The sequence below is a fragment of the Streptomyces sp. NBC_00989 genome, from assembly GCF_045162655.1.
Taxonomy (GTDB): Bacteria; Actinomycetota; Actinomycetes; order Streptomycetales; family Streptomycetaceae; genus Streptomyces.
This window is the reverse complement of sequence record NZ_CP108728.1, coordinates 11,183,349-11,205,882: the sequence shown is the minus strand read 5'-3', so window position 1 is coordinate 11,205,882 and position 22,534 is coordinate 11,183,349. Positions and strand designations below refer to the sequence as shown.

25 protein-coding genes, 4 pseudogenes and 1 riboswitch are annotated in these 22,534 nt (G+C 68.7%); of the genes and pseudogenes, 18 read left to right on the top strand and 11 right to left on the bottom strand.

Features of this window, described 5'->3' with window-relative positions; translation table 11 throughout:
- The first annotated feature begins 61 nt into the window (after positions 1-61).
- The 10 genes and pseudogenes from OG714_RS50635 (at position 62) to OG714_RS50590 (ending at position 7,115) form a co-directional block, all read left to right on the top strand.
- Positions 62-1,270: a CocE/NonD family hydrolase gene (locus OG714_RS50635; protein WP_406131256.1), complete on the top strand. Its 1,209-nt coding sequence runs from the start codon at positions 62-64 to the stop codon at positions 1,268-1,270.
- A gap of 177 nt (positions 1,271-1,447) precedes the next feature.
- Positions 1,448-1,858 carry an NAD(+)--rifampin ADP-ribosyltransferase gene (arr, locus tag OG714_RS50630; RefSeq protein ID WP_406131255.1) on the top strand — a complete coding sequence of 137 codons (411 nt, stop codon included), beginning with the start codon at positions 1,448-1,450 and terminating at the stop codon, positions 1,856-1,858.
- 40 nt (positions 1,859-1,898) lie between these two features.
- A pseudogene (locus OG714_RS50625) lies at positions 1,899-1,976 on the top strand (IS5/IS1182 family transposase); the annotation flags it as partial.
- A gap of 239 nt (positions 1,977-2,215) precedes the next feature.
- On the top strand, positions 2,216-2,698 hold the full coding sequence (locus OG714_RS50620) for a transposase (RefSeq protein ID WP_406117645.1): 483 nt from the start codon (positions 2,216-2,218) through the stop codon (positions 2,696-2,698).
- The gene (locus tag OG714_RS50615; protein ID WP_406117647.1) at positions 2,695-3,249 is read left to right on the top strand and encodes a transposase; all 555 of its coding nucleotides are present in this window, start codon (positions 2,695-2,697) and stop codon (positions 3,247-3,249) included. The genes OG714_RS50620 and OG714_RS50615 overlap by 4 nt, the downstream gene beginning before the upstream one ends.
- 67 nt (positions 3,250-3,316) lie before the next feature.
- Positions 3,317-4,597 (top strand): IS701 family transposase, encoded by a 1,281-nt coding sequence (locus tag OG714_RS50610; protein WP_406132215.1) that lies wholly within the window; start codon positions 3,317-3,319, stop codon positions 4,595-4,597.
- A gap of 266 nt (positions 4,598-4,863) precedes the next feature.
- Positions 4,864-5,346: a transposase gene (locus OG714_RS50605; protein ID WP_406117645.1), complete on the top strand. Its 483-nt coding sequence runs from the start codon at positions 4,864-4,866 to the stop codon at positions 5,344-5,346.
- Positions 5,343-5,897: a transposase gene (locus tag OG714_RS50600; RefSeq protein WP_406117647.1), complete on the top strand. Its 555-nt coding sequence runs from the start codon at positions 5,343-5,345 to the stop codon at positions 5,895-5,897. The genes OG714_RS50605 and OG714_RS50600 overlap by 4 nt, the downstream gene beginning before the upstream one ends.
- A 184-nt stretch (positions 5,898-6,081) precedes the next feature.
- Entirely contained in the window at positions 6,082-6,564 is a 483-nt protein-coding gene (locus OG714_RS50595; protein ID WP_406117645.1) for a transposase, read from the top strand.
- The gene (locus OG714_RS50590; protein ID WP_406117647.1) at positions 6,561-7,115 is read left to right on the top strand and encodes a transposase; all 555 of its coding nucleotides are present in this window, start codon (positions 6,561-6,563) and stop codon (positions 7,113-7,115) included. The genes OG714_RS50595 and OG714_RS50590 overlap by 4 nt, the downstream gene beginning before the upstream one ends.
- A 66-nt stretch (positions 7,116-7,181) precedes the next feature.
- Here the strand turns inward: OG714_RS50590 and OG714_RS50585 are convergent.
- Both OG714_RS50585 and OG714_RS50580 read right to left on the bottom strand, forming a co-directional pair.
- Positions 7,182-7,823: pseudogene (locus OG714_RS50585) on the bottom strand (transposase).
- Positions 7,824-7,835: 12 nt separating this feature from the next.
- Positions 7,836-8,333 (bottom strand): SUKH-3 domain-containing protein, encoded by a 498-nt coding sequence (locus OG714_RS50580; RefSeq protein WP_406131254.1) that lies wholly within the window; start codon positions 8,331-8,333, stop codon positions 7,836-7,838.
- A 202-nt stretch (positions 8,334-8,535) separates the two neighbouring features.
- Here OG714_RS50580 and OG714_RS50575 point away from each other — a divergent pair, with 202 nt between their 5' ends.
- Positions 8,536-8,919, top strand: coding sequence for a hypothetical protein (locus OG714_RS50575; RefSeq protein WP_406131253.1), 384 nt, complete (start codon positions 8,536-8,538; stop codon positions 8,917-8,919).
- Positions 8,920-8,947: 28 nt separating this feature from the next.
- Here OG714_RS50575 and OG714_RS50570 read toward each other — a convergent pair.
- A pseudogene (locus OG714_RS50570) lies at positions 8,948-10,082 on the bottom strand (IS630 family transposase).
- Between the two features lie 166 nt (positions 10,083-10,248).
- On the opposite strand from OG714_RS50570, the pseudogene OG714_RS50565 reads away from it, so the two are divergent.
- From OG714_RS50565 to OG714_RS50555, 3 genes and pseudogenes are all read left to right on the top strand, one after another.
- Positions 10,249-11,701: pseudogene (locus OG714_RS50565) on the top strand (transposase).
- An 85-nt stretch (positions 11,702-11,786) separates the two neighbouring features.
- Positions 11,787-12,050 (top strand): hypothetical protein, encoded by a 264-nt coding sequence (locus tag OG714_RS50560; RefSeq protein WP_406131252.1) that lies wholly within the window; start codon positions 11,787-11,789, stop codon positions 12,048-12,050.
- A gap of 25 nt (positions 12,051-12,075) precedes the next feature.
- The gene (locus OG714_RS50555; RefSeq protein ID WP_406131251.1) at positions 12,076-12,573 is read left to right on the top strand and encodes a GNAT family N-acetyltransferase; all 498 of its coding nucleotides are present in this window, start codon (positions 12,076-12,078) and stop codon (positions 12,571-12,573) included.
- A gap of 169 nt (positions 12,574-12,742) precedes the next feature.
- On the opposite strand, the gene gap is transcribed toward OG714_RS50555, so the two are convergent.
- The 5 genes from gap to OG714_RS50530 all read right to left on the bottom strand — a co-directional run bounded on the left by gap (position 12,743) and on the right by OG714_RS50530 (position 16,017).
- Complete coding sequence (gap, locus tag OG714_RS50550; RefSeq protein ID WP_406131250.1) at positions 12,743-13,741, bottom strand: type I glyceraldehyde-3-phosphate dehydrogenase; 999 nt, start codon at positions 13,739-13,741, stop codon at positions 12,743-12,745.
- Between the two features lie 112 nt (positions 13,742-13,853).
- A complete protein-coding gene (locus tag OG714_RS50545) occupies positions 13,854-14,810 on the bottom strand; it encodes a GlxA family transcriptional regulator (RefSeq protein WP_406131249.1) in 957 nt (318 codons plus the stop codon).
- Between the two features lie 61 nt (positions 14,811-14,871).
- The gene (locus OG714_RS50540) at positions 14,872-15,249 is read right to left on the bottom strand and encodes a toxin Doc (RefSeq protein ID WP_406131248.1); all 378 of its coding nucleotides are present in this window, start codon (positions 15,247-15,249) and stop codon (positions 14,872-14,874) included.
- Positions 15,249-15,485: a hypothetical protein gene (locus OG714_RS50535; protein WP_328685830.1), complete on the bottom strand. Its 237-nt coding sequence runs from the start codon at positions 15,483-15,485 to the stop codon at positions 15,249-15,251. Before OG714_RS50535 ends, OG714_RS50540 begins: the two co-directional genes overlap by 1 nt.
- Before the next feature lie 13 nt (positions 15,486-15,498).
- The gene (locus OG714_RS50530; RefSeq protein WP_406132214.1) at positions 15,499-16,017 is read right to left on the bottom strand and encodes a winged helix-turn-helix transcriptional regulator; all 519 of its coding nucleotides are present in this window, start codon (positions 16,015-16,017) and stop codon (positions 15,499-15,501) included.
- Positions 16,018-16,109: 92 nt separating this feature from the next.
- Between OG714_RS50530 and OG714_RS50525 the strand changes: the two genes are divergently transcribed.
- The gene (locus OG714_RS50525) at positions 16,110-16,469 is read left to right on the top strand and encodes a nuclear transport factor 2 family protein (RefSeq protein ID WP_406131247.1); all 360 of its coding nucleotides are present in this window, start codon (positions 16,110-16,112) and stop codon (positions 16,467-16,469) included.
- A gap of 55 nt (positions 16,470-16,524) precedes the next feature.
- A complete protein-coding gene (locus OG714_RS50520; RefSeq protein ID WP_406131246.1) occupies positions 16,525-17,304 on the top strand; it encodes an SDR family NAD(P)-dependent oxidoreductase in 780 nt (259 codons plus the stop codon).
- Positions 17,305-17,353: 49 nt separating this feature from the next.
- Here OG714_RS50520 and OG714_RS50515 read toward each other — a convergent pair whose 3' ends face one another.
- From OG714_RS50515 to OG714_RS50505, 3 genes are read right to left on the bottom strand one after another with little or no spacing between them, the layout of a single operon-like run.
- Entirely contained in the window at positions 17,354-18,172 is an 819-nt protein-coding gene (locus tag OG714_RS50515) for an ABC transporter ATP-binding protein (protein WP_406131245.1), read from the bottom strand.
- A complete protein-coding gene (locus OG714_RS50510; RefSeq protein ID WP_406131244.1) occupies positions 18,169-19,182 on the bottom strand; it encodes a FecCD family ABC transporter permease in 1,014 nt (337 codons plus the stop codon). Before OG714_RS50510 ends, OG714_RS50515 begins: the two co-directional genes overlap by 4 nt.
- Entirely contained in the window at positions 19,179-20,240 is a 1,062-nt protein-coding gene (locus tag OG714_RS50505) for an ABC transporter substrate-binding protein (protein ID WP_406131243.1), read from the bottom strand. Before OG714_RS50505 ends, OG714_RS50510 begins: the two co-directional genes overlap by 4 nt.
- Positions 20,241-20,293: 53 nt before the next feature.
- A riboswitch (cobalamin riboswitch) is annotated at positions 20,294-20,507 on the bottom strand.
- A 249-nt stretch (positions 20,508-20,756) separates the two neighbouring features.
- On the opposite strand from OG714_RS50505, the gene OG714_RS50500 reads away from it, so the two are divergent.
- Together OG714_RS50500 and OG714_RS50495 are read left to right on the top strand one after the other, a co-directional pair.
- A complete protein-coding gene (locus OG714_RS50500; protein ID WP_406131242.1) occupies positions 20,757-21,599 on the top strand; it encodes a universal stress protein in 843 nt (280 codons plus the stop codon).
- 76 nt (positions 21,600-21,675) lie between these two features.
- Positions 21,676-22,479: an SAM-dependent methyltransferase gene (locus OG714_RS50495; protein WP_406131241.1), complete on the top strand. Its 804-nt coding sequence runs from the start codon at positions 21,676-21,678 to the stop codon at positions 22,477-22,479.
- The last annotated feature ends 55 nt before the right edge of the window (positions 22,480-22,534 follow it).

Below are 22,534 nucleotides of genomic sequence, written 5' to 3'. Positions count from 1 at the left end.
TGGTGCGGCGAGGCGGTCGTGCTCTACGGGCGGCAGCTATCCGGGTTTCGCCCAGTGGTCGGTGTCGGGCCAACTGCCGCCGCAGGTCAAGGCGTTGATCCCCTCGGTCTCCGAATCCGCCTTCACGCTGGAGTTCCTCCGCAAGGAGTCGTTCTCCCTGGAGGCGACCTTCGGCTGGGGCCTCCAAGTCGCGGGCCAGGAACGCCGGGGAGCGCTGCTCCATCAGGCGCTGCGGCTCCGGAAGGAGCGGCGCGCGTGGTACACGTTGCCGCTGAACGAGGCCGACACCGCCGCCATCGGACGCCGCTCCGACTACTTCCAGAACACCCTCGACCACGACGCCGACTCACCGTTCTGGTCCGTGCTCGACCACAGCTCCCGGGTCGCGGACCTCACCGTGCCGGTCAGCACGGTCGCCGGCTGGTACGACATCTTCCTGCCCGGCCAACTCCGCGACTACCAGGCGCTCCAGGGGGCGGGACGGGAGGCCCGGCTCACCGTCGGGCCGTGGGCGCACATCTCCATGGGCGTCGGCGTGACGGCGGTCGCCGAGGCCCTCGACTTCGGTCTCGCCCACGCGCGCGGCGAGAAGCCGTCCGACCGCGCCCCGGTGCGCCTGTTCGTCATGGGCGAGGACGCCTGGCGCGACTTCCCGTCCTGGCCTCCGCCGGGCTACGCCCCGCAGCGCCTCCACCTCCACCCCGCCGGCGCCCTGGCCGCCGACCCACCGGAGGAGTCGGCCCCGGACACCTACCACTACGACCCGGCCGACCCCACGCCTGCCGTCGGCGGCGTCCGCATGGCCGTCGGCGTCAAGTCGGGCCGCGTCGACAACACCGACCTGGAGGCCCGCTCCGACGTCCTCACCTACACAACTCCCGCTCTGGACACGGACGTCGAGGTCGTCGGCGAGGTGAGCGCCGAGATCTTCTTCCGCTCCAGCCTGCCGTACGCCGACGTGTTCGTCCGCCTGTGTGACGTAGACGAGACGGGCCGCTCCACGAACGTCTGCGACGGCCTGATCAGCCTCACCGACGCCGACAGGACGACGTGCGCGAAGGTCCAACTCTGGCCGACCGCCTACCATTTCAAGCGCGGCCACCGCATCCGCGTCCAGGTCTCCAGCGGCGCCTTCCCCCGCTACAACCGCAACCTCGGCGCCGGTGAACCACGAGCGACGGCCACCACGCTCCGCGCCGCCGACCAGGAGGTACTCCACTCCCCGGCTCACCCCTCCGCTGTGATTCTGCCGCTGCGACGACTGAACTGAGTCCGGCAGGTGGGCCGTTGGAAAACCATTGAGGAACTAAACCGCTCGATGAACTAAAAGTTGTTCCATAGCTACTGGTCAGCGCTGGATGACTTTGCTGTGGCCGGCGTGATCACGGCGTCAGAGTTGCGCTGGACAGCTCGCCGCAACGACAGCTTGGCTTGATAGTCTGCGGCGATGGACGAGGTATTGGACGAGGGACCGTTCTTCCATGGCACGAAGGCCGAGCTGCAGGTCGGAGACCACCTCACCGCCGGCTTCCGTTCCAACTACCGGCCCGAAATCGTCATGAACCACATCTACTTCACTGCGTTGCGCGACGGCGCGGGACTCGCCGCCGAACTCGCCGCCGGCGACGGGGCCCCGCGAGTGTATGCCGTCGAACCCACCGGGGAGTTCGAGAACGACCCAAACGTCACCGACAAGAAGTTCCCCGGCAATCCCACCCGCTCTTATCGCAGCGGGGAGCCGCTCCGGATCGTTGGCGAGGTCACCGACTGGACGCGACAGACACCCGAAGCTCTCCAGATGTGGCGGGACCGGCTGGCCGCAACCCGTCTGGACGACCGCGCCGAAATCATCAACTAAAGGGTGTTGCACAAGGCCATGATCTGGCCATCTCCCTTGTGTGGCTGGGGTGTTGGGGGCCGAGCGGGTACAGGTGGAGACGTTCACCGGGCTGCGGGTGACTCAGTTAGCGCGTCTCGATGACGCAGGTCTCCGTTCACCCGGGTACGGCGCCGGGTGAACGGCTCGCCCTCGGAGGCGTTGGCTAGTGCTGGGTTCCTCTTTGGCTGGGTATAAGTCCTGGTGGCGGGGTAGTTGACGGTGCTCGGGGGCGGGTGCTGGACGATGGTTTTACGGGCACGACCGGGGCTTGACGAGGACGAACGGGCCGTCGTTCGCCGGTTATCGCGGGCGCGGAAGGCTCCGCGCGATGCCGTGATGCGGGCCCGGATGATCGAGCTGAGCTGGTCGGGGCTACGGGTGCCGGCGATCGCCGGGGCACTGGACTGCAGCCCCAAAACGGTCCGGTGCTGGCTGCACCGCTTCAACCGCTCGGGCCTGCGGGGGCTGGATGATCTGGGCGGGCAGGGCCGCAAGCGGCGGATCACCGAGGAGGAACGCTCCAAGATCATCGCCCTGGTCAAGACCGTCCCGCCGGGGCGGCTGAGGTGGGAGCCGGTCGGGGAGCTGTGGGCCTTTGACGAGTCCGGGCCACCCGAGTGGACCCTGGATTCCCTGGCCGCGGCGGCACGGGCCGAAGGGATCGAGGTGGGCCGCTCGCAGGTCCGCCGCATCCTGCTCGCCGAGGGCGTGCGCTGGCGCCGTACCCGGTCCTGGACGCGTTCAAAGGACCCGGACTTCGTCCCAAAAGGACACGGATCATCGGCCTCTACACCCACCCGCCCGACGACGCGACGGTGATCTGCGCCGACGAGCTGGGGCCAGTGATCCCGCGGACCTTCCCGCCCGCACCCGCCTGGTCACCCGACGGACACCGGATCAAAGCGGAACTCGACTACAGCCGCGGACCCGAGAAAACCTGGGTCTACGGGGCCTTACGCGTCCGCGACGGCCAGCAGATCACCATGGCCGCTTCCTCCCGCAACAGCGTCTTCTACCAGCAGTTCCTGCAACAGATCGAAGACGCCAACCCGACCGGCGAGGTCTGGATCGTCACCGACAACCTGTCCAGTCACAACAGCCTGTCCACCCGGACCTGGCTCGAGGACCATCCCCGCATCCACCACGCCTTCATTCCCGTCGGCGCGTGCTGGCTCAACCTGCAGGAAGGCTGGTGGCGCATCTTCCGCAAAGCCGCCCTCGCCGGCCGCTCATTCGCCAACCGCGACGACATCGAATACGCCACCACCCTTGCGACCAGCCAGCTCAACTCCCGTGCCAAACCCTGGGTCTGGGGCAGACCCGCACCGCCAACCCGCCGACTACGGCGCCGATATGTGTACACCGTTTGAGGAACCCAGCACTAGTAGGACTCCGTTAGGTCTTCCTGTTGGCGCTGATCAAGAGCATGTTGGGTTGGTGGACTTACATGAAGTGAGGCGTGTTCGGGCGACGTTGGCGTTGTTTGTGGCCGATGTGTTCGCTTCGGTTCCGCGGAAGGATCAGCGGGCCAAGGGCGACTGCTATCTGCGCGGACTCATGCTGGACGGCCGCCGCAAGTCGATCCAGGCGATGGCTGCGCGACTGCCGGACGGCAACGAACAAAACCTGCAGCAGTTCGTGAACCAGTCGACCTGGGATCCGGAGCCTGTGCAGCTGCGGGTCAACGAACGGCTGCTGCCCCTGGTCGACCCGGTGGCCTGGGTGATCGACGATGTGTCGATGCCCAAGGACGGCCGGATGTCGGTCGGTGTGGCTCCGCAGTACTGCGCAGCCCTGGGCAAACGCGCGAACTGCCAGGTCGCGGTCAGTGTCCACGCTGCCAGTGACACTGCCTCCTGCCCCCTGCAGTGGAGACTGTTCCTGCCCCAGGAGTGGGCCGCGGACAGCCACCGCCGCACCAGGACCCTGATTCCGGCCGAGGTCACACACCGGGAGAAATGGCGCCTGGCACTCGACATGCTCGACAAGCTCGCGGATTGGGGGATGACACCGCCAGCGGTGGTGGCCGACGCCGCCTACGGCACCAATGCACACCTGCGGGCCGCCCTGTCGAAACGAGGACTCACCTATGTCCTGTCCATCCGGTCGGACGTGAGCGCCCACCCCTTCGACGCACAACCCATGGCCCCGGACCGCAAAGGAGATGACGGCTGCTGGCCGCAGCCTCGCTACCGCCAGAAGGCACCGTCCGTGGCAGTCCTTGCCACAAGCCTTGGACCGGAAGCGTTCACCCCGCTCACATGGCGCCAGGGCTCGAAAGGGGAGTTACGTTCCCGCTTCGCAGCCGTGCGTGTGCGTCCGGCCGGAAAAGCCGTCGAACAACCGGTCAAAGCAGCGGCCTCGGCCGAGCAAGGCTGGTGGGACGGGGTCCTGCCCGACTGCTGGCTACTGGCCGAATGGCCCGCCGGCGCCGAAGCTCCGAGCGAATACTGGCTGTCCAACCTCCCGCCCGATGCCCCGATCACCGATCTGGTCCGCCTGGCCAAGGTCCGCTGGCGCATCGATCACGACTACCGGGAGCTCAAACACGGCCTGGGCCTGGGCCACTTCGAGGGCCGTTCCTGGCCGGGCTGGCACCACCACGTCACCCTCGTGACGGCCGCCCACGCCTTCCTCACCGAACGGCGCCTGGCCCCAAAAGCACAGGAAGCAGCTTCACCCTCTACCAGATCCTCGACGCTCTCCAAGACACCCTGAGGTGCTGGACCGGGATCTGCACCAGCTGCCAGCAACCCCTCCCCACCAGAACCCGCACGACAACAAGATCAAGAAAGACCTAACGGAGTCCTACTAGTGCTGGGTTCCTCTTTGGCTGGGTATAAGTCCTGGTGGCGGGGTAGTTGACGGTGCTCGGGGGCGGGTGCTGGACGATGGTTTTACGGGCACGACCGGGGCTTGACGAGGACGAACGGGCCGTCGTTCGCCGGTTATCGCGGGCGCGGAAGGCTCCGCGCGATGCCGTGATGCGGGCCCGGATGATCGAGCTGAGCTGGTCGGGGCTACGGGTGCCGGCGATCGCCGGGGCACTGGACTGCAGCCCCAAAACGGTCCGGTGCTGGCTGCACCGCTTCAACCGCTCGGGCCTGCGGGGGCTGGATGATCTGGGCGGGCAGGGCCGCAAGCGGCGGATCACCGAGGAGGAACGCTCCAAGATCATCGCCCTGGTCAAGACCGTCCCGCCGGGGCGGCTGAGGTGGGAGCCGGTCGGGGAGCTGTGGGCCTTTGACGAGTCCGGGCCACCCGAGTGGACCCTGGATTCCCTGGCCGCGGCGGCACGGGCCGAAGGGATCGAGGTGGGCCGCTCGCAGGTCCGCCGCATCCTGCTCGCCGAGGGCGTGCGCTGGCGCCGTACCCGGTCCTGGACGCGTTCAAAGGACCCGGACTTCGTCCCAAAAGGACACGGATCATCGGCCTCTACACCCACCCGCCCGACGACGCGACGGTGATCTGCGCCGACGAGCTGGGGCCAGTGATCCCGCGGACCTTCCCGCCCGCACCCGCCTGGTCACCCGACGGACACCGGATCAAAGCGGAACTCGACTACAGCCGCGGACCCGAGAAAACCTGGGTCTACGGGGCCTTACGCGTCCGCGACGGCCAGCAGATCACCATGGCCGCTTCCTCCCGCAACAGCGTCTTCTACCAGCAGTTCCTGCAACAGATCGAAGACGCCAACCCGACCGGCGAGGTCTGGATCGTCACCGACAACCTGTCCAGTCACAACAGCCTGTCCACCCGGACCTGGCTCGAGGACCATCCCCGCATCCACCACGCCTTCATTCCCGTCGGCGCGTGCTGGCTCAACCTGCAGGAAGGCTGGTGGCGCATCTTCCGCAAAGCCGCCCTCGCCGGCCGCTCATTCGCCAACCGCGACGACATCGAATACGCCACCACCCTTGCGACCAGCCAGCTCAACTCCCGTGCCAAACCCTGGGTCTGGGGCAGACCCGCACCGCCAACCCGCCGACTACGGCGCCGATATGTGTACACCGTTTGAGGAACCCAGCACTAGTGCTGGGTTCCTCTTTGGCTGGGTATAAGTCCTGGTGGCGGGGTAGTTGACGGTGCTCGGGGGCGGGTGCTGGACGATGGTTTTACGGGCACGACCGGGGCTTGACGAGGACGAACGGGCCGTCGTTCGCCGGTTATCGCGGGCGCGGAAGGCTCCGCGCGATGCCGTGATGCGGGCCCGGATGATCGAGCTGAGCTGGTCGGGGCTACGGGTGCCGGCGATCGCCGGGGCACTGGACTGCAGCCCCAAAACGGTCCGGTGCTGGCTGCACCGCTTCAACCGCTCGGGCCTGCGGGGGCTGGATGATCTGGGCGGGCAGGGCCGCAAGCGGCGGATCACCGAGGAGGAACGCTCCAAGATCATCGCCCTGGTCAAGACCGTCCCGCCGGGGCGGCTGAGGTGGGAGCCGGTCGGGGAGCTGTGGGCCTTTGACGAGTCCGGGCCACCCGAGTGGACCCTGGATTCCCTGGCCGCGGCGGCACGGGCCGAAGGGATCGAGGTGGGCCGCTCGCAGGTCCGCCGCATCCTGCTCGCCGAGGGCGTGCGCTGGCGCCGTACCCGGTCCTGGACGCGTTCAAAGGACCCGGACTTCGTCCCAAAAGGACACGGATCATCGGCCTCTACACCCACCCGCCCGACGACGCGACGGTGATCTGCGCCGACGAGCTGGGGCCAGTGATCCCGCGGACCTTCCCGCCCGCACCCGCCTGGTCACCCGACGGACACCGGATCAAAGCGGAACTCGACTACAGCCGCGGACCCGAGAAAACCTGGGTCTACGGGGCCTTACGCGTCCGCGACGGCCAGCAGATCACCATGGCCGCTTCCTCCCGCAACAGCGTCTTCTACCAGCAGTTCCTGCAACAGATCGAAGACGCCAACCCGACCGGCGAGGTCTGGATCGTCACCGACAACCTGTCCAGTCACAACAGCCTGTCCACCCGGACCTGGCTCGAGGACCATCCCCGCATCCACCACGCCTTCATTCCCGTCGGCGCGTGCTGGCTCAACCTGCAGGAAGGCTGGTGGCGCATCTTCCGCAAAGCCGCCCTCGCCGGCCGCTCATTCGCCAACCGCGACGACATCGAATACGCCACCACCCTTGCGACCAGCCAGCTCAACTCCCGTGCCAAACCCTGGGTCTGGGGCAGACCCGCACCGCCAACCCGCCGACTACGGCGCCGATATGTGTACACCGTTTGAGGAACCCAGCACTAGAGCTTGTCCCGTAAATGATCTTGGCGTGCTGGATGACCCGGCCGTTTGCCGTTATCCGGTGAGGGCGAGGTTGTGCAGCCGGGCGATGTCGAGCATGGCGTAATGGACGCCGTCGCCCTTGAGGCGGCAGTCACGAAGGATCTTCCAGGTCTTCATCCGGGCGAAGGTGTGTCCGACGCGGGCGCGGACCTTGCGGTGGGAGTTGTGTTCCTCTTTCCAGTCAGGGAGTTTGGCCTGGCCGGGTTCGCGGCGGTGCGGGATGACCAGGCCAGTGCCGCGGTAGACGCCGTCCGCGATGACCGTGGTCTTGCCGACGGCGGCTTTCGCGCCGGACAGTTCCCATGCCTTGCAGTCGTTGCGGTTGCCGGGCAATGGCCGGCCGACGGCGACGATCAGCCGGGGGCGGCGTCGACGACGACCTGGTGGTTGGTGGAGTACCGGTAGTTCTTCGACTGTTCGGCGATGCTGTGGTCGCGAGTGGGGACCAGGGTGCCGTCCACGATCAGCACGGCGGCTTTGCGGAGCGACCAGCAACACCCCGTCCTCCAGCGGCAGGCTCCAGGGCCGGCCCTTGCGGACCGGGTCGGCGCCCTCGCGTCGCAACGCTGTGATTAATTTGCCAGACTGACGAGGGATCAGGCCGGTGAACGGGGCCATCCAAGACGGCTCCGCCGCCGTGATCACACCAGCCACCGCAAGATCGTCTCATCTGCCGGTGAGGCAGTTGGCGAGCCAGTCTGCTTGTTCTGCACGATTGACGCCGGCATCGCCGTCTACCACGTAGGCCAACGCCTCCGCGAAGGTCGCCCCCAAGGGCCAGAGGACGTTCGGCCCGACGGCGACGACACGCCCGCTGGCCGCGATATACGACCTGAACTGGACCGACCACATACCCAGAGGGCTGTAGTTCTCTGCGTATCGGCGCCTCAGCCTGGAGGCTTCCGCGGCAGTGTCGACGCAGGCGTCAACGGGTTCTATATGCAGTGACGAGGCAGGGACGCGAGCGGGACAGCTCTTGATCGTCAGCTCGCCGAACTCAGCCCAGACCCCGATCGCCGCGTCATTGAGCTCGAACCCAGAGGCTGTCAGTTGCTGCGTCCAGTCCCCAGTGGCGATCTTGCGACCTGCTGTCCACCCAGCAACGCCAAGCGCATCCAGCACCGCCGGACCGCAGCCCCTCAACGACTCACTGATGTGTTCCATGCGCCCTCCCCATCTCCTCGCCCGTGTCCGTTGCCCGGAGTCTGCCGTACATCCGTACCAGCAGGCCGGGATACTGGTCGCGGAAGGTGCGGAGATCGTTTACGGGACAAGCTTCAGTGCCGCATCAAGCAACGTTTGCCCCGTCTTGCCGCACGGGTCCGCGGCAGGTAGCCGTTGGATACGGTCCGCGTAGTCTCGCGGGGTGCATTCTCATCTGAGTTTCGAGAACCCTCCCGCGCTGCCTCACGGGGTGGTGGTCGAGAGGTTGGAGTTGGCCCTGCGTGACCGCTCGGCAGAGGGCGAGGCGGCGGGAGTCCTGGTCGGCACCGCGTTGAACGACGACGACGCGGGGTTCGTTGAGCACTGGTGCGTGCAGGTCGGGACGCGGGCTGTGTCGGGTAGTCCGCTGCTCGGGCTGGCTGGGCTGTGCCTGGGCCATACCGCTCGACGCTTTGGGCATCTCGGCGATGAGGCCCGTGCCCTGGCAGAGTCGCTGGCGGCGCGGGCCGAGGCGGACCCGTCAGACGTGGACGGTCGGGCCCTCGACGGCTATGACGATGTCCGGGACTTCCTTCACCTGTGGTGACGTCGCCTGTTGCCGCTGCTGTTGCAGGTCAGGCTGCGTTGGCTCTCCTCACGAGGGCTTTGAGGCGCTTGTCGGCGGCGTACTTGTTCCGCCAGATGATGTAGCGGCGGATCATGCTGCCTTGGGCCTTGTGGGTGGGGTGGCCAGTGCCATCGAGGGCGAAGTAGCGCAGGGCGGTGAACTGGGCCTCGATGCGGTTGAGCCATGAGCTGTTGGTCGGTGTATAGGCGATCTCGACGTTGTTGGCCTCGGCGCAGTCGGCGACGCGGCGGCAGCGTTTGGTGATCAGGTGAGGGGAGTAGTTGTCGCTGATGATCGCGATGCGCTTGCCGACGGGGTGGAGGGAGCGCAGGTAGCGGCAGAACTCCAGGAACTTGGAGTGGTTCTTGGTCTTCTTGATGTGGCCGTAGAGCTGGTCTTTACCCAGGTCGTAGGCGGCGAACAGGTAGCGGACGCCGTGCGGGCGGGTGTAGGTCGCGCGGCGGCGCGGGCGCGGTTAGCGGTCGGGGTCCTTGTGCTGGCCGCCGCGTCCGGTCCACTGGCGACCGGGGCGGGGCTGGAGATTGAGGGGGCCGAAACTCGTCCATGTAGAAGACGACTTCTGGCTCGCCCTCCTCGGGTACGACCTCGCCGTCGGCGATGGCGTAGAGGTGCTCGACGCGGGCCTTTTTGACCGCGTAGTCAGGGTCGCGGGAGGTCTTCCAGGTCTTCAGGCGTTGAAAGGAGACACCTTCCTCACTTAGCAGGATGCGCAGGCTCTCGTGGCTGATGTCGTCGACCACTCCCTCGGCAACCAGGAAGTCGGCCAGTTTGACCAGGCTCCAGGTCGAGATGGGTAGGCCGTGCTCGACCGGCCTGGACTTGGCGATCTTCTTGATCTCACGGCGTTCGGGCAGGGTGAACGTCTTCGGCCGACCGCCCTGGTACTTGGGGTAGAGCGAAGTGAAGCCGTCGGCGTTGAAGTTGTGGATCACGTCCCGGACCCGGTCCGGGCTGGTAAACGTCACCTCGGCAGTCTTGGTCACGTCTATGTCCTGGGCCGATAAGAGCACCATCTGGGCTCGGCGCCAGGTCACCATGGATCCAGTGCCTCGGCGGACGATCCGCAGCAGCCGCTGCCCTTCGTCGTCATCGATCTCGCGGACCCGCAAGCGCTCAGCCACCCGTAAAGCATGAAGCACAACGCGCTGCCCGGAGCGCCATCCGAACGGCGCGTCACAACAGGGCGAACGTTGCTTGATGCGGCACTAGCGGTGGTTTGTTGACGGCGGGTTCGTGCGGGAGCAGGCCGCGAAGTGAAGGCGTCAACTACGGTCTAGGGAGCCTGAGATGACGAAGTGGCTGCCGTGTCCGCCCGCTCCGGGTCCGCTGGAGGCGTATGCCGCCGGCTTCGACGATCTTTTCGGGACGTTGGCACAGCGTCGTGGGTTTCGTGAGTACCTGGCCGGTCTGTTACTGCCGCGGGACCGCAACAAGACGCTGACCTGCCTGGCCGGCACGGAGCCCGTGGTGGGTGCCCAGCATGCGGCGGTGCAGCGCCTGCGGTTCTTCCTGTCCGAGTCGACCTGGGACGGCGAGCAGGTCAATGCCCGCCGCCTGAAGTTGTTGCTGGCCGACCCGGCGACCGCACCGCATGACGGCGGGGTGCTGGTCATCGACGATTCCGGGGACCGCGAGGACGGCAGCGCGACCGCCCACGTGGGCAAGCAGTACCTGGGCTCGGTCGGGAAGATCGACCGTGGGGTGGTCACGGTGACCACCTGCTGGGCCGACGAACGCCTCTACTGCTCACTGCGTGCCATGCCCCTGCACCCCCGCCCACCACTTCCCCGGCGGGAAGAAGGACCTGGCCTTCCGCACCAAGCTGCAGATCGGGGCCACTCTGACCCGTGCGGCGAAGACAGCGGGCGTGGTGTTCCGCGCGGTGGTCGCCGACTGCGCCTACGGCGACCACAACACCTTCCGCGCTGAACTGTCCGACGCCCGCCTTCCGTTCGTGATGGCCCTCAAACGCGGCCACGGCACTTGGCAGTACAAGGACGCCTTCCGGCCCGTCGATGCCGCTCGTGAACTGGCCTGGTACGGCCCCGAACAGCCCGGCGACTGGCAGCCGGTGACCCGCAGCTTCCGCGACGGAGACACCGCGACCTGGTGGGCCGCCGACGCCCAGCTGGGCTGGTGGGGACCCAACGGCGTGATCCGGCTCGTGGTGGCCACCACCGACCCGGCCACCCTGCCCGAGATGTCAACCTGCTACCTGGCCACCAACCTGCCCCGGCCCGGATCACCCCGCGAGGCACACAGCCGCCACCCGGCCGCCGATCTCACCGAAGTGGTACGGCTCTACGGGCTGCGGCACTGGGTCGAGCAGAGCTACAAGCAGGTCAAGGACGAACTCGGCTGGGCCGACTTCCAGGTCCGCTCCGACACCGCGATTCGCCGCCACCAGACCCTCGTGAACTGTGCGTTCAGCTTCTGCTGGAACACCTGGTTCACCCCCGACCCACCACCGCCCGCTCCGGTCGGCCCACCACCCGAGCCTGACGCGCCGTCAGGCTCGGCGGAGAGGGGGAGAACCCGGGTCCCAGCAGCCCCGACCGGCCTGTTGGCCCCAGGCCATCCGCGCCGTCCGTGGCCGGCTGATGCCCTGGGCCACGCTGCAACGCCACTGGCGGGCCTGGACGACGGAGCCCCCGCCCACAGCATTTCAGGAACTGATCAACAGCGTCGGCAACGGCAGACCCCTGAACCTCTACGTCCCGGCCTGACAAACCACCGCTAGGCAACTTCCCGTAGATCCGTTCCGGGCATCCCTTACGACCTCAGGCGGATGTGGCTCAAGGGGCCGGCGGGCTTCAATGGCCCGCATGCCAAGCGACGTCGTGTGCCCGCAGTGTGATCACACCTTCGACTCCGGCGAGGTCCGCCCGGTCGATCCCGGTGTGGTGCGCTGGTTGACCGAGGAGCTGACCTGGTCGGGCCGGGAACCGACCGAGCGCATGTACGCGAGCTATCTCTACTCGGCCGGCGACGCCCCCGTCTCCCGGCAACGCTTCGTCCAGGACCTCGCCTACCTCGGCGTGCCGGAGTCACGGGATCCGGACGGCACCTGCTTCCTCGTCAGAATGTGACCAACTCCCCGAACAGGCCCCGAAAATGCCCGAACTGCAACTGCTCCGCGCCGACCACGCCCCGGCGGTCCTGGCCTTCGAGACGACGAACCGCGCCTACTTCGCCACCTTGATCTCCGACCGCGGCGACGCCTACTTCGCCGAGTTCGCTGCCGGCTTCGACGCGTTGCTCGCCGAGCAGAAGGCCGGTGTCTGCGCCTTCTACGTGCTCGTCGCCGAGGACGGCTCGATCCTCGGCCGATTCAACCTGGTCGACATCGACATCACCGAGGAACACACGGCGACACTCGGCTACCGGGTGGCGCAACACGTCACCGGTCGGGGCGTGGCGACGGCAACCGTCAAGGAACTGTGCCGGTTGGCCGCCGCACAGCACGCCCTCCACACGATCAGAGCGGCCACCTCCCACGAGAACATCGCATCCCAAAAGGTGCTGACCAAGGCCGGCTTCACCCCGGTCGGCCCCGCCCACCCGTCCGACATCGGCGGCAAGCAAGGCACTTGGTACCAGCGCGACGTCTAGAACGACCGCGCTCACCTCAACAGGACAAGAAGCTCCGCTGGGCAAGTCACCGATGCCGAGCCCGAGTTGACGGGCTCGGCGGGGTGCGGAGGCACGCAACGGATCCGGGACGGACTGCGGGTGCAGGGCCAGACCCCGACGGCGCCACCGCCCCGGGTCGGACAGTCGATCAGCCCGCGGCGAGGAGTTCCAGCGTGTCGATCACACGGTTGGAGAAGCCCCACTCGTTGTCGTACCAGGCGACGACCTTCACATGGCGGCCGTCGACGCGGGTGAGGGCGGAGTCGAAGATCGACGAGGCCGGGTTGCCGACGATGTCGGAGGAGACGAGCGCGTCGTCCGAGTACTCCAGGACGCCTGCGAGGGGGCCTTCGGCCGCCGTGCGGTACGCGGCCAGCACGTCCTCGCGGGTCACGTCCCGGGAGACGGTGGTGTTGAGTTCGACGATCGAGCCCACCGGCACGGGCACGCGGATCGAGTCCCCCGACAACTTGCCCTCCAGGTTCGGCAGTACATGCCCGATCGCCTTGGCGGCGCCCGTCGTGGTCGGCACGATGTTGACCGCGGCGGCCCGGGCACGGCGGGCATCGCGATGCGGGCCGTCCTGCAGGTTCTGCTCCTGCGTGTAGGCGTGCACCGTGGTCATGAACCCGTGCTCGATACCGGCGAGTTCGTCGAGGACCGCGGCGAGCGGAGCCAGCGCGTTGGTCGTGCAGGAGGCGTTCGAGACGATCGTGTGCGTGGCCGGGTCGTAGGCGTCGGTGTTGACCCCGAAAGCGAGGGTGACGTCGGCGCCGTCCGAGGGCGCGCTGACGAGTACCTTGCGCGCGCCCGCGTCGAGGTGGGCGCGGGCGGCCTTGGCGGAGGTGAAACGGCCCGTGGCCTCAAGGACGAGGTCGACCTCCAGCTCGGTCCAGGGCAGGTCCGCCGGTTCACGCTCGGCGAGCACCTTGATGCGCCGGCCGTCTACGACGAGGGTGTCCCCGTCGACGGTCACGGGGCGGCCGAGCCGGCCGGACGTCGTGTCGAAGGCGAGCAGCCGCGCCAAAGTGGCGGGCTCCGTAAGGTCGTTGACAGCGACGATCTCGAGGTCGCTGTCGCGTTCGAGCAGGGCGCGCAGCACATTGCGTCCGATGCGGCCGAATCCATTGATGGCAATGCGAGTCATGAGGTAAGTCCCTTCGGTTCCCCACCAGGCTCGCGCGCGGCTGCCGTCGCGGACAGTGGCGCGATCGCCATGGTTCAAAAGGATTTCGCCACACCCCGGGACGGGCCGGGGGCTACTCCCCCTGCGCGAAGGTCCGCCGGTATTCGCTCGGTGTCGTACCGAGAAGACGGTGGAAGTGCAGCCGGAGATTCGCACCGGTGCCGAGACCGACGTCGGCGGCGATCTGCTCGACGCTGCGCTCGGACCGTTCGAGCAGTTCGCGGGCCATGTCGATGCGGGCGCGCATGACCCACTGCATCGGCGTGTAGCCGGTCTCGTCGACGAAGCGGCGCGAGAAGGTGCGCGGTGAGACCGCCGCCTGCCGGGCCAGCGTCTCCAGGGTGAGGGGCTCGCCGAGCCGGTGCAGCGCCCACTCGCGGGTCGCGGCGAACCGTTCACCGAGCGGCTCGGGCACGCTGCGCGGCACGTACTGCGCCTGACCGCCGCTGCGGTAGGGGGCCGCGACCAGGCGCCGGGCCGCGTGGTTGGACGCGGCCACCCCGAGGTCGCCGCGCAGGATGTGCAGGCACAGGTCGATCCCCGACGCCGCGCCCGCGGAGGTCAGCACGCTGCCCTCGTCGACGAACAGGACGTTCTCGTCGACCTGGACGAGCGGGTACTTCGTCGCGAGCGCCCGCGTGTAGTGCCAGTGCGTCGTGGCGCGCCTGCCGTCGAGCAGCCCCGTGGCGGCGAGCGCGAAGGCACCGGTCGAGATCGCGGCGAGCCGCGCGCCCCGGTCGTGCGCGGCGATCAGCGCGTCCAGGACACCCTGCGGCGGGTCGTCCCGGTCCGGGAACCGATAGCCGGGCAGGAACACGATGTCGGCCCAGGTCAGCGCGTCGAGACCGTCGGCGACGTGGTACGACAGCCCGTCGCCCCCGGTCACCAGTCCGGGCGCCGCACCGCACAACCGCACCTCGTACGGCATGCTCGCCCGCGTCGTGAACACCTGCGCGGGGATTCCGACATCGAGCGGCTTGGCGCCTTCGAGGACGAGGACGGCGACGCGGCGCAGACGGGCGGAGGACACGGAGACAGCCTACGCAGGGCTACGGCCCCACGTTCACGGAGCCGTACCAGGTCGCCGCAGGTCAGACCTTCCAGGACCTCAGCTGGTCGGCGACGGCGAGGACCCCGACCCGCGTGTCCCGGATCTTGCGGACGAGGTCGGAGAGGGCGCCGTAGGGCGGGTCGATGCCTTCGCCGGACTGGCCCATGTACTGGGCGGCGACGAACGCGGCGTAGAGGCTGTTGCGGTGCGGCAGCGGTTCCAGGCGCACGATGGTGTGCATGAGCGCGGCCGCCCGCCAGGCGGCGTCCGGGTCGGCCGCGGCGAGCGTCGGCAGCTTGGTCTTGTGACGGGATACGGCGGCCACGAGCGCGGAGTAGTCGGAGACCGACATGTCCTCGCGGCCGAGGGCGGCCTCCTGGACGTCGAGCAGCCAGGAGACGTCGATGTACAGGTACATCAGGCGGCCGCGGCCCCGTCGCGCTCGGAAGGCGGCACCTCGTCGGGGAAGGCGTCGTCGAACTCGCCGCGCAGCCGCTCGGCCCACACGGACGCGCCGGCGACGAACCGACCGCGCTGCATCTCGCGCACGCCGAGGTCGTGCAGATACTGCTTGAGGCTCTTTCCCTCGGCCGCGGCGGCCGCGCGCACTCCTTCGAGTTCCTCTTCGGTGAAGGACACATTCAGCGATGGCATGCTGCGATGGTACCTAGTTGGTGCCGCCGGTGCGAGGGCCTCGCACCGCATAGCGGTCACGCATGGCGTCGCCGGCCGCGGGCCCGGCCGTGAAGACGTACGTCCCGCTGTCGTCGAGCCGGCGGCCGGTCCTGGCGTCGACGACGACGGGCTCGACCTCCTGGCCGCTCTGCGCGTCGACGAGGATCATGCTGCGCTCCTCCGGTGCGAGGCGGGAGTTGCCCCACGCGGCCAGTGCGACGATCACCGGCCGGAGGGAGTGCCCGAGGTCGGTGAGTACGTACTCGTGGCGGACGGGGTTGGTCTGATAGGGCCTGCGCTCCAGCAGTCCGTCCTCGACGAGGGTCTTCAGACGGGTGGTGAGCATGCTGGAGGAGATGCCCAGGTTCTCCTGGAACTGGTCGAAGCGGCCGTAGCCGTCGAAGGCGTCGTGGAGGATCAGCAGCGTCCACCACTCGCCGACGTGCTGCACCGTCGTGGACAGCGGGCACTCCCGGTCCTCCAGCCTGATCCGGCTCGCCACGGCGACCATCCCCTCAGTTACTGCTAAAGTCGAAGTCACTAGCTTCTACTTTAGCAGTCACACCTCAACCACCTGAACTCGCCACCACCGTAAGGACCGTCATGCGCGACAATCAGCTCCAGGACATCGCCCCGACCACCCTGCCCCCGGCGATCACCCGCTACCTGAACGCACACCGGGCCCACGACACCGCCTCCGCCGTCACCGCGTTCACCCATGACGCCGTGGTGATCGACGACGGAAACACCTACGAGGGCATCACGGCGATCGAGCGGTGGCTGGGGCGAGCCGCTTCCGAATTCACCTACACCATCCGCCTCACGGGCGCCCAGCAGGCCGACGCGACCCACTACGTCGCCACGCACCACCTCGAAGGCGACTTCCCCGGCGGCACGGTCGACCTCCACTACGGGTTCACCCTCCGCGACGGCCTCGTCGAGCGCCTCGTCATCGAACCCTGACCAAGGCCGGAACAACGGGTTCGCCCATCGAGGATCCACCTCCTAAGCTGCCGGAATGATCTCTGGCGACTACCTCACCGAACTCTTCTCGCTCGACGGCCGCGTCGCCGTCGTGACAGGCGGCAGCTCCGGCATCGGCCGGGCCGCTGCCGGGGCGCTCGCGCGGGCGGGGGCCGAGGTGGTCGTAGTGGCGCGCAAGGAACAGGAACTGACCGCCACGGTCGACGAGTTGGTGGCGGAGGGCTGCCGGGCGGCGTGGGTGAGCGGCGATCTGGGCACCCGGGACGGCGTCCGAGCGGCGGCGGAAGCGGCAGCCGAGGTCTTCGGGGAGCCGGACATCCTCGTGAACAGCGCCGGGATCAACCTGCGCCCGCCGATGAGCGAGTTGAGCGAGGACGTCTGGGACACCACGATGGCCCTGAACCTGGAGGCCCCCTACCTCTTGGGCCAGCGCTTCGGTCCCGGCATGGCCGACCGGGGCTTCGGCCGGATCATCCACATCACCTCCCAGCAGGCACACCGGGCGTTCGTACAGAGCGGTGCCTACGGCGTGTCCAAGGGAGCGTTGGAGTCACTGGCCCGCTCGCAGGCCGAGGCCTGGTCGCCGCACGGCGTCACCTGCAACACCCTGGTCCCGGGCTTCGTGATGACACCGCTCAACGAACGACTGTCGTCCGACCCGGAGAAGGTCGCGGCACTCGCCACACGCACACTGGTCGGCCGCAACGGCCTCCCCGAGGACTTCGCGGGCGCGACGGTGTTCCTGGCGAGCCGCGCCTCCGCCTATGTCACCGGGCAGTCGGTGTTCGTGGACGGCGGGTTCTCCGTGCACTAGCCCAACACCGGCTGCGCCTCGGTCAGTTCGATTGGGGAGCCGCCCATCTCTACGGCGCCCCGCTCCCCCGCCGCAGGAAACGGATCACAGGATGCCCGGGGTCATGGCCGATCTCCGCGTCGACCCCGTAGACGTCCTTGATGAGGGTCGGTGTGAGGACGTCGGTCGGGGTGCCCTCGGCGATCGTGCGGCCGGCGTTCAGGACGAGGAGACGGTCGCAGTACATCGCGGCGAGGTTGAGGTCGTGCAGGGCGATGACGGTGGTGACCGGCAGGTCGGCGATCAGGTCGAGCAGGTCCAACTGGTGCTGGATGTCGAGGTGGTTGGTCGGCTCGTCGAGGAGGAGTTCGCGGGGTTCCTGGGCCAACGCCCGGGCGATCTGGGCGCGTTGGCGTTCGCCGCCGGAGAGGGTGTGCCAGGACTGGGCGGCGCGGTCGGCGAGTCCGGCGCGTTCCAGTGCCTCGGTGACGGCGCGGGCGTCGGCGGCCGACGCCGGTGACCAGGCGCGGCGGTGCGGGATGCGGCCGAGGGCGACGACCTCGCGGACGGTCAACTCGGTCTGGGTGTGGGTGTGTTGCTCGACGGTGGCGATACGGCGGGCGGTTGCGCGGCGCCCGACCTCCGGCAACGGGCGGCCGTCCAGCGTGACGACTCCGGCGGAGGCGGGGAGGACGCCGGCGAGCAGGCGCAACAGGGTTGATTTTCCGGACCCGTTGGGGCCGAGGAGGCCGACGGTCTCGCCGGGTCGCAGGACGAGGGTGACGCCGTCGACGATCAGTCGGCCGTCGGTACGGCGGGCGACCCGGTCCGCGTGCAGGCCGGTGTCCGGTGCGAGGGTCCTCATGTCTTCGTGGGCTTGGGTGCTCATGTCTTCCTCCGGCCCCGGTGCAGCACGATCACGAACGCGGGTACGCCGATCAGCGACGTCACCACGCCCACCGGCACCTCCTGGGGATCGACGACGGTACGGGCGAGGGTGTCCACCCACACCAGGAAGACGGCGCCGGTCAGCGCGGTGACCGGCAGCAGTCGTACATGCCCGGAACCGGTCAGCGCGCGGGTGACGTGCGGCAGGACCAGGCCGACGAAGCCGATCGCTCCCGCGCAGCTGACCAGGACGGCGGTGAGCAGTGCCGTGGCGCACAGCAGGATCAGCCGGGCGCGGGCGACGTTCACGCCGAGGCCGGCCGCCGCCTCCTCGCCGAAGGCGAACGCGTCCAGGGTCGTGGCGTGGCCGAGGCAGACGACCAGGACGGCGGCCAACGCGCCGGCGCACAGCAGGACTTGACCCCAGTCCGCGCCGGAGAGCGAGCCGAGCAGCCAGAACAGCACGCCCTTGGTGGTCTCGGCGTCCGCCGAGGTCAGCACGGTGAACGAGGTCAGCGCGGAGAAGAGTTGCATGGCCGCCACGCCGGACAGCACGACCCGGTCCATGCTCGCGCCGAGGCTGTGGCTGAGCAGCATCACCAGCCCGAAGGAGAGCAGCGCACCGACGAAGGCGCCCGCCGACAGCGACACGGCACCGCCGCCCACGCCGAGCACCACGACCGCCACCGCTCCCGTGGAGGCCCCGGAGGAGACGCCGAGCACGAACGGATCCGCCAGCGGATTGCGCAACAGTGACTGCATGACCGCACCGCACAGCGCGAGCCCGGCGCCGCAGACGGCGGCGAGCAGGGTGCGGGGCATGCGCAGGTCCCAGACGATGCCGTCCCGGAGCGGGGCGAGCGTGCTCTCGCCGCCGCCGAGGTGGGACGCGACCGACGCCCACACGTCGGCCGTGGAGATGTCGGCGGGTCCGATGGTCACGGCGAAGGCCACGGAGACCACCAGCGCCGCGAGCCCGCCACCCGTCAACAGCAGGGTGCGGAGGGTCACTTGGCGAGTCCGAAGTCGCGCAGGCCGGCGGCGACCTGCTCGATCCCTTCGACGGTGCGGATGGAGGGGTTCATCGCCTGGCCGCTGAGCAGGATGTACCGCTTCTTCTTGACGGCGGTGAGGTTGCGGGTGGCGGCGTTGGTCTCCAGGAAGTGGATCTTCGCCTTGGCGGTCTCGGCGGTCTGTGACTTGCGGGTCAGATCGCCGAGGACGATGACGTCGGGGTCGCGGTCGGCGACGGTCTCCCAGTTGATCTGGGGCCACTCGTCGTGGGTGTCGGAGAAGGCGTTCTCGGCGCCGACGGTGCGGGTGATGGCGCCGGGGGCGCCGCAGCACCCGGCCAGGTAGGGCGACTGGGAGTTGGCGAACCAGTACATGAGGGAGGTGCCGGAGGCGTCGAGCCCGGTGGTGGCCTTGGTCACCCGCGCCTTCAACCGGGCCACGAGCTTGTCGCCGCGATCCTTCACGCCCATCGCCCGGGACAGGTCGCGTATCTCGCCGTAGACGCTGTCGAGCGTGAGCGGTGTGCTGCGCGAACCGTCGCCGCCACTGTCGTTGTCCTTGCCCGCGCAGTCGGACGGCGAGACGTACGTCGGCACGCCCAGCCTCTCGAACTGTTCGCGGGTGGCGACACCGCCCTTGCCGAGCGTCGAGACGAAGGAGGCGGTGACGAAGTCGGGTTCGGCGTCCAGGACCTTCTCGAAGGAGGGGGCGTTGTCGGCGAGGCGCGGCACGGTCGCGTTCGCCTTCTCCAGGCCCTTGAGCACCGGGTCGGTCCAGGTGGCGGTGCCCGCGATGCGGTCGGCGAGGCCGAGGGAGAGCAGGATCTCGGTGGTCCCCTGGTTGAGGGAGACGACCCGCTTCGGGGCCGACTTCAACGTGACCTTGTTCCCGCAGTTCGTCAGCGTGAGGGGGAAGCCCGCGGCGGACTTCTCCGTCTCGCCGTCGGCGCTGTCGCCGTCGGATCCACCGCACGCGGTGAGCAGCAGGGCGGGCGCTATGAGGAGGGCCGCGGTACGGCGGCGCAGCGGGACGGGGGCGGTACGGATCACGGGCATGCCTTGCCTGTCGGGGCTCGAACGCGGAGCCTGGCCTACGAACTCCCCCTCGCCGAGGGCGAGAAGGCGCCAGCAGGTCTTCGGACTCGGGTTCGTCCGGACGGGGCGCCTTCCCGGCGCGTCACACACCGGCTCCTTCGGCCGGCCCGCGTCGCCCCAGTGGCGTGTAGTGCCCCGCCCGTCCCCCTCACCGCTGCGCGTCAGTTCCGGATTTCCACCGGATTCCCTGGCCTCGGTTGTGGCACGACTGGCCCGCACAACCTATCAAGATCGACCGCCGGCTACCGCCGCGGGGTGCGGGACGAAGGTACGGCTGGGCTGGTGCTGGCCTGTACTGATGCCGCTGTACGAGCCGATCCGGTGCGGTGTCGAGCCGCGCCGCACGAAGCCCGACAGCCTCACCACGGAGCGCCTGCAACACGGACTTTCCTCCGGTTCCGTCCAACCTCTGTGCGGCACGCCCGGCGCGGCGGATCGTGGGACGCCCCGACTCGCCCGCACGGAGGTCCAACGGCCATGTCCCAACTGATCGTTGTCGGTGTCGACGGATCCGCGGACAGTCGCGTCGCGGCCGACTGGGCGGCAAAGGAAGCGGAGTTGCGCGGACTCCCCCTGCGGGTCGTACACGTCTCGACACTCCCCGACGAGCAACTCCTCACCACATGGCCCTACTTGCGCGAACCCTCTCCCGACGCCCTTGTCACATCACTCGCGGAGGACCACCCCGGACTCCGGGCCGAGGGGCTCGATCTCACCGGAGCGATCGTGCCGACGCTGCTCCCCCTCACCTCCCAGGCCGACTGCACGGTCCTCGGGCTGCGCGGTACGGGCGGTTTCGCGGGCCTGGCCCTCGGTTCCGTGGCACACGGGGTCGCCGAGCGCTCCGAGGGGCCGGTGGTCCTGGTGCCGAGCGGGTCGGTCCGCAGCTACCACGGGCGATCACCGTACGGCGTGACGCTCGGCGTCGACGGCGGCGAACCGCCCGGCCCTGTCGTCGACTTCGCCTTCGACGCCGCCCGCCGACGCGACACCGGCCTGCACGTCGTACACGCCTGGCGACTGCCCTCCCCCGCCGAACACTGCATGCCGTACGCGCTGCCGGAGGAGGACCGAGGGCGCTGGGAGGACCAGGAGACGCAACGCTTCTCGGACGCGCTGCGGCCATGGCGGGAGAAGTATCCACAGGTGCGTGTCTACGAGGATGTCCGCCTCCGGAGCCCGGCGGCGGCCCTGGTCCAGGCGTCGGCCCCGGCGGAGCTGTTGGTGATCGGCCGCGCGGGCCGGACGCTCGGCCCCACCCTGCACGCCGTACTGGAACACACCGCGTGCCCGGTGGCCGTAGTCCCGCACCACGCATGAGAACAGCTCTGCCCGTTACACTCGCGGGCCCGAACTCACCTCGCGACAAAGGCCGTTGGGCAACAGGAGAACCGTAGTGACGGACACAGGTTTCGGTGCGGACGACGTGGACACCAGCAGACCCCAGTCGGCCCGCATGTACGACTACTTCCTCGGCGGCAAGGACAACTACCCCGTCGACTGGGAAGCCGCCGAGAAGGTCGTCTCCCTGTTCCCCGCCGTCAGGCAGATGGCGCGGGTGAACCGCGATTCCATGCACCGGGCCTCGCGGTTGCTGGCGGAGCGGGGCATCCGCCAGTTCCTGGACATCGGCACCGGGATACCCACCCGGCCGAACCTCCATCAGGTGGTCCAGGCGATCAACCCCGGTGCGCGCGTGGTCTACGCGGACAACGACCCGATAGTCCTCAGGCACGCCGAAGCGCTGCTGCACAGCACGCCAGAGGGCAGCACCACGTACATCCAGGCCGACGTGAGGGAGCCGGCGAAGATCCTCGCGGCGGCGAAGGAGCAGCTGGACTTCGAGCAACCGATCGCTCTGTCCCTGATGGCCCTCCTGCACCTGGTGGCGGACGAGGACGATCCCCGTCGCATCGTGGGTGAACTCCTCGACTCCCTGACGTCAGGGAGCTACATGGCGCTCTCCCACGCGACGGGAGACTTCGATCCGGAGACTTGGGAGCGCGTCGTCGAGGTCTACCGCAAGGGCGGCACACCCGCCCAGGTACGGTCACGCGCCGAATTCACCAGCTTCTTCGAGGGACTTGAGCTTGTCGCCCCCGGCATAGAACTCGCCGCGCGCTGGCACCCCGAGCCCGGAGAGCAGCCCGGCGACTCCGACCCGATCCCGCTGTACGTCGGAGTCGCCCGCAAACCGTGAGATACGCACCGAGCGCGGTGATCGCATCGATCACCGCGCTCGCCGTAGAAGAGGT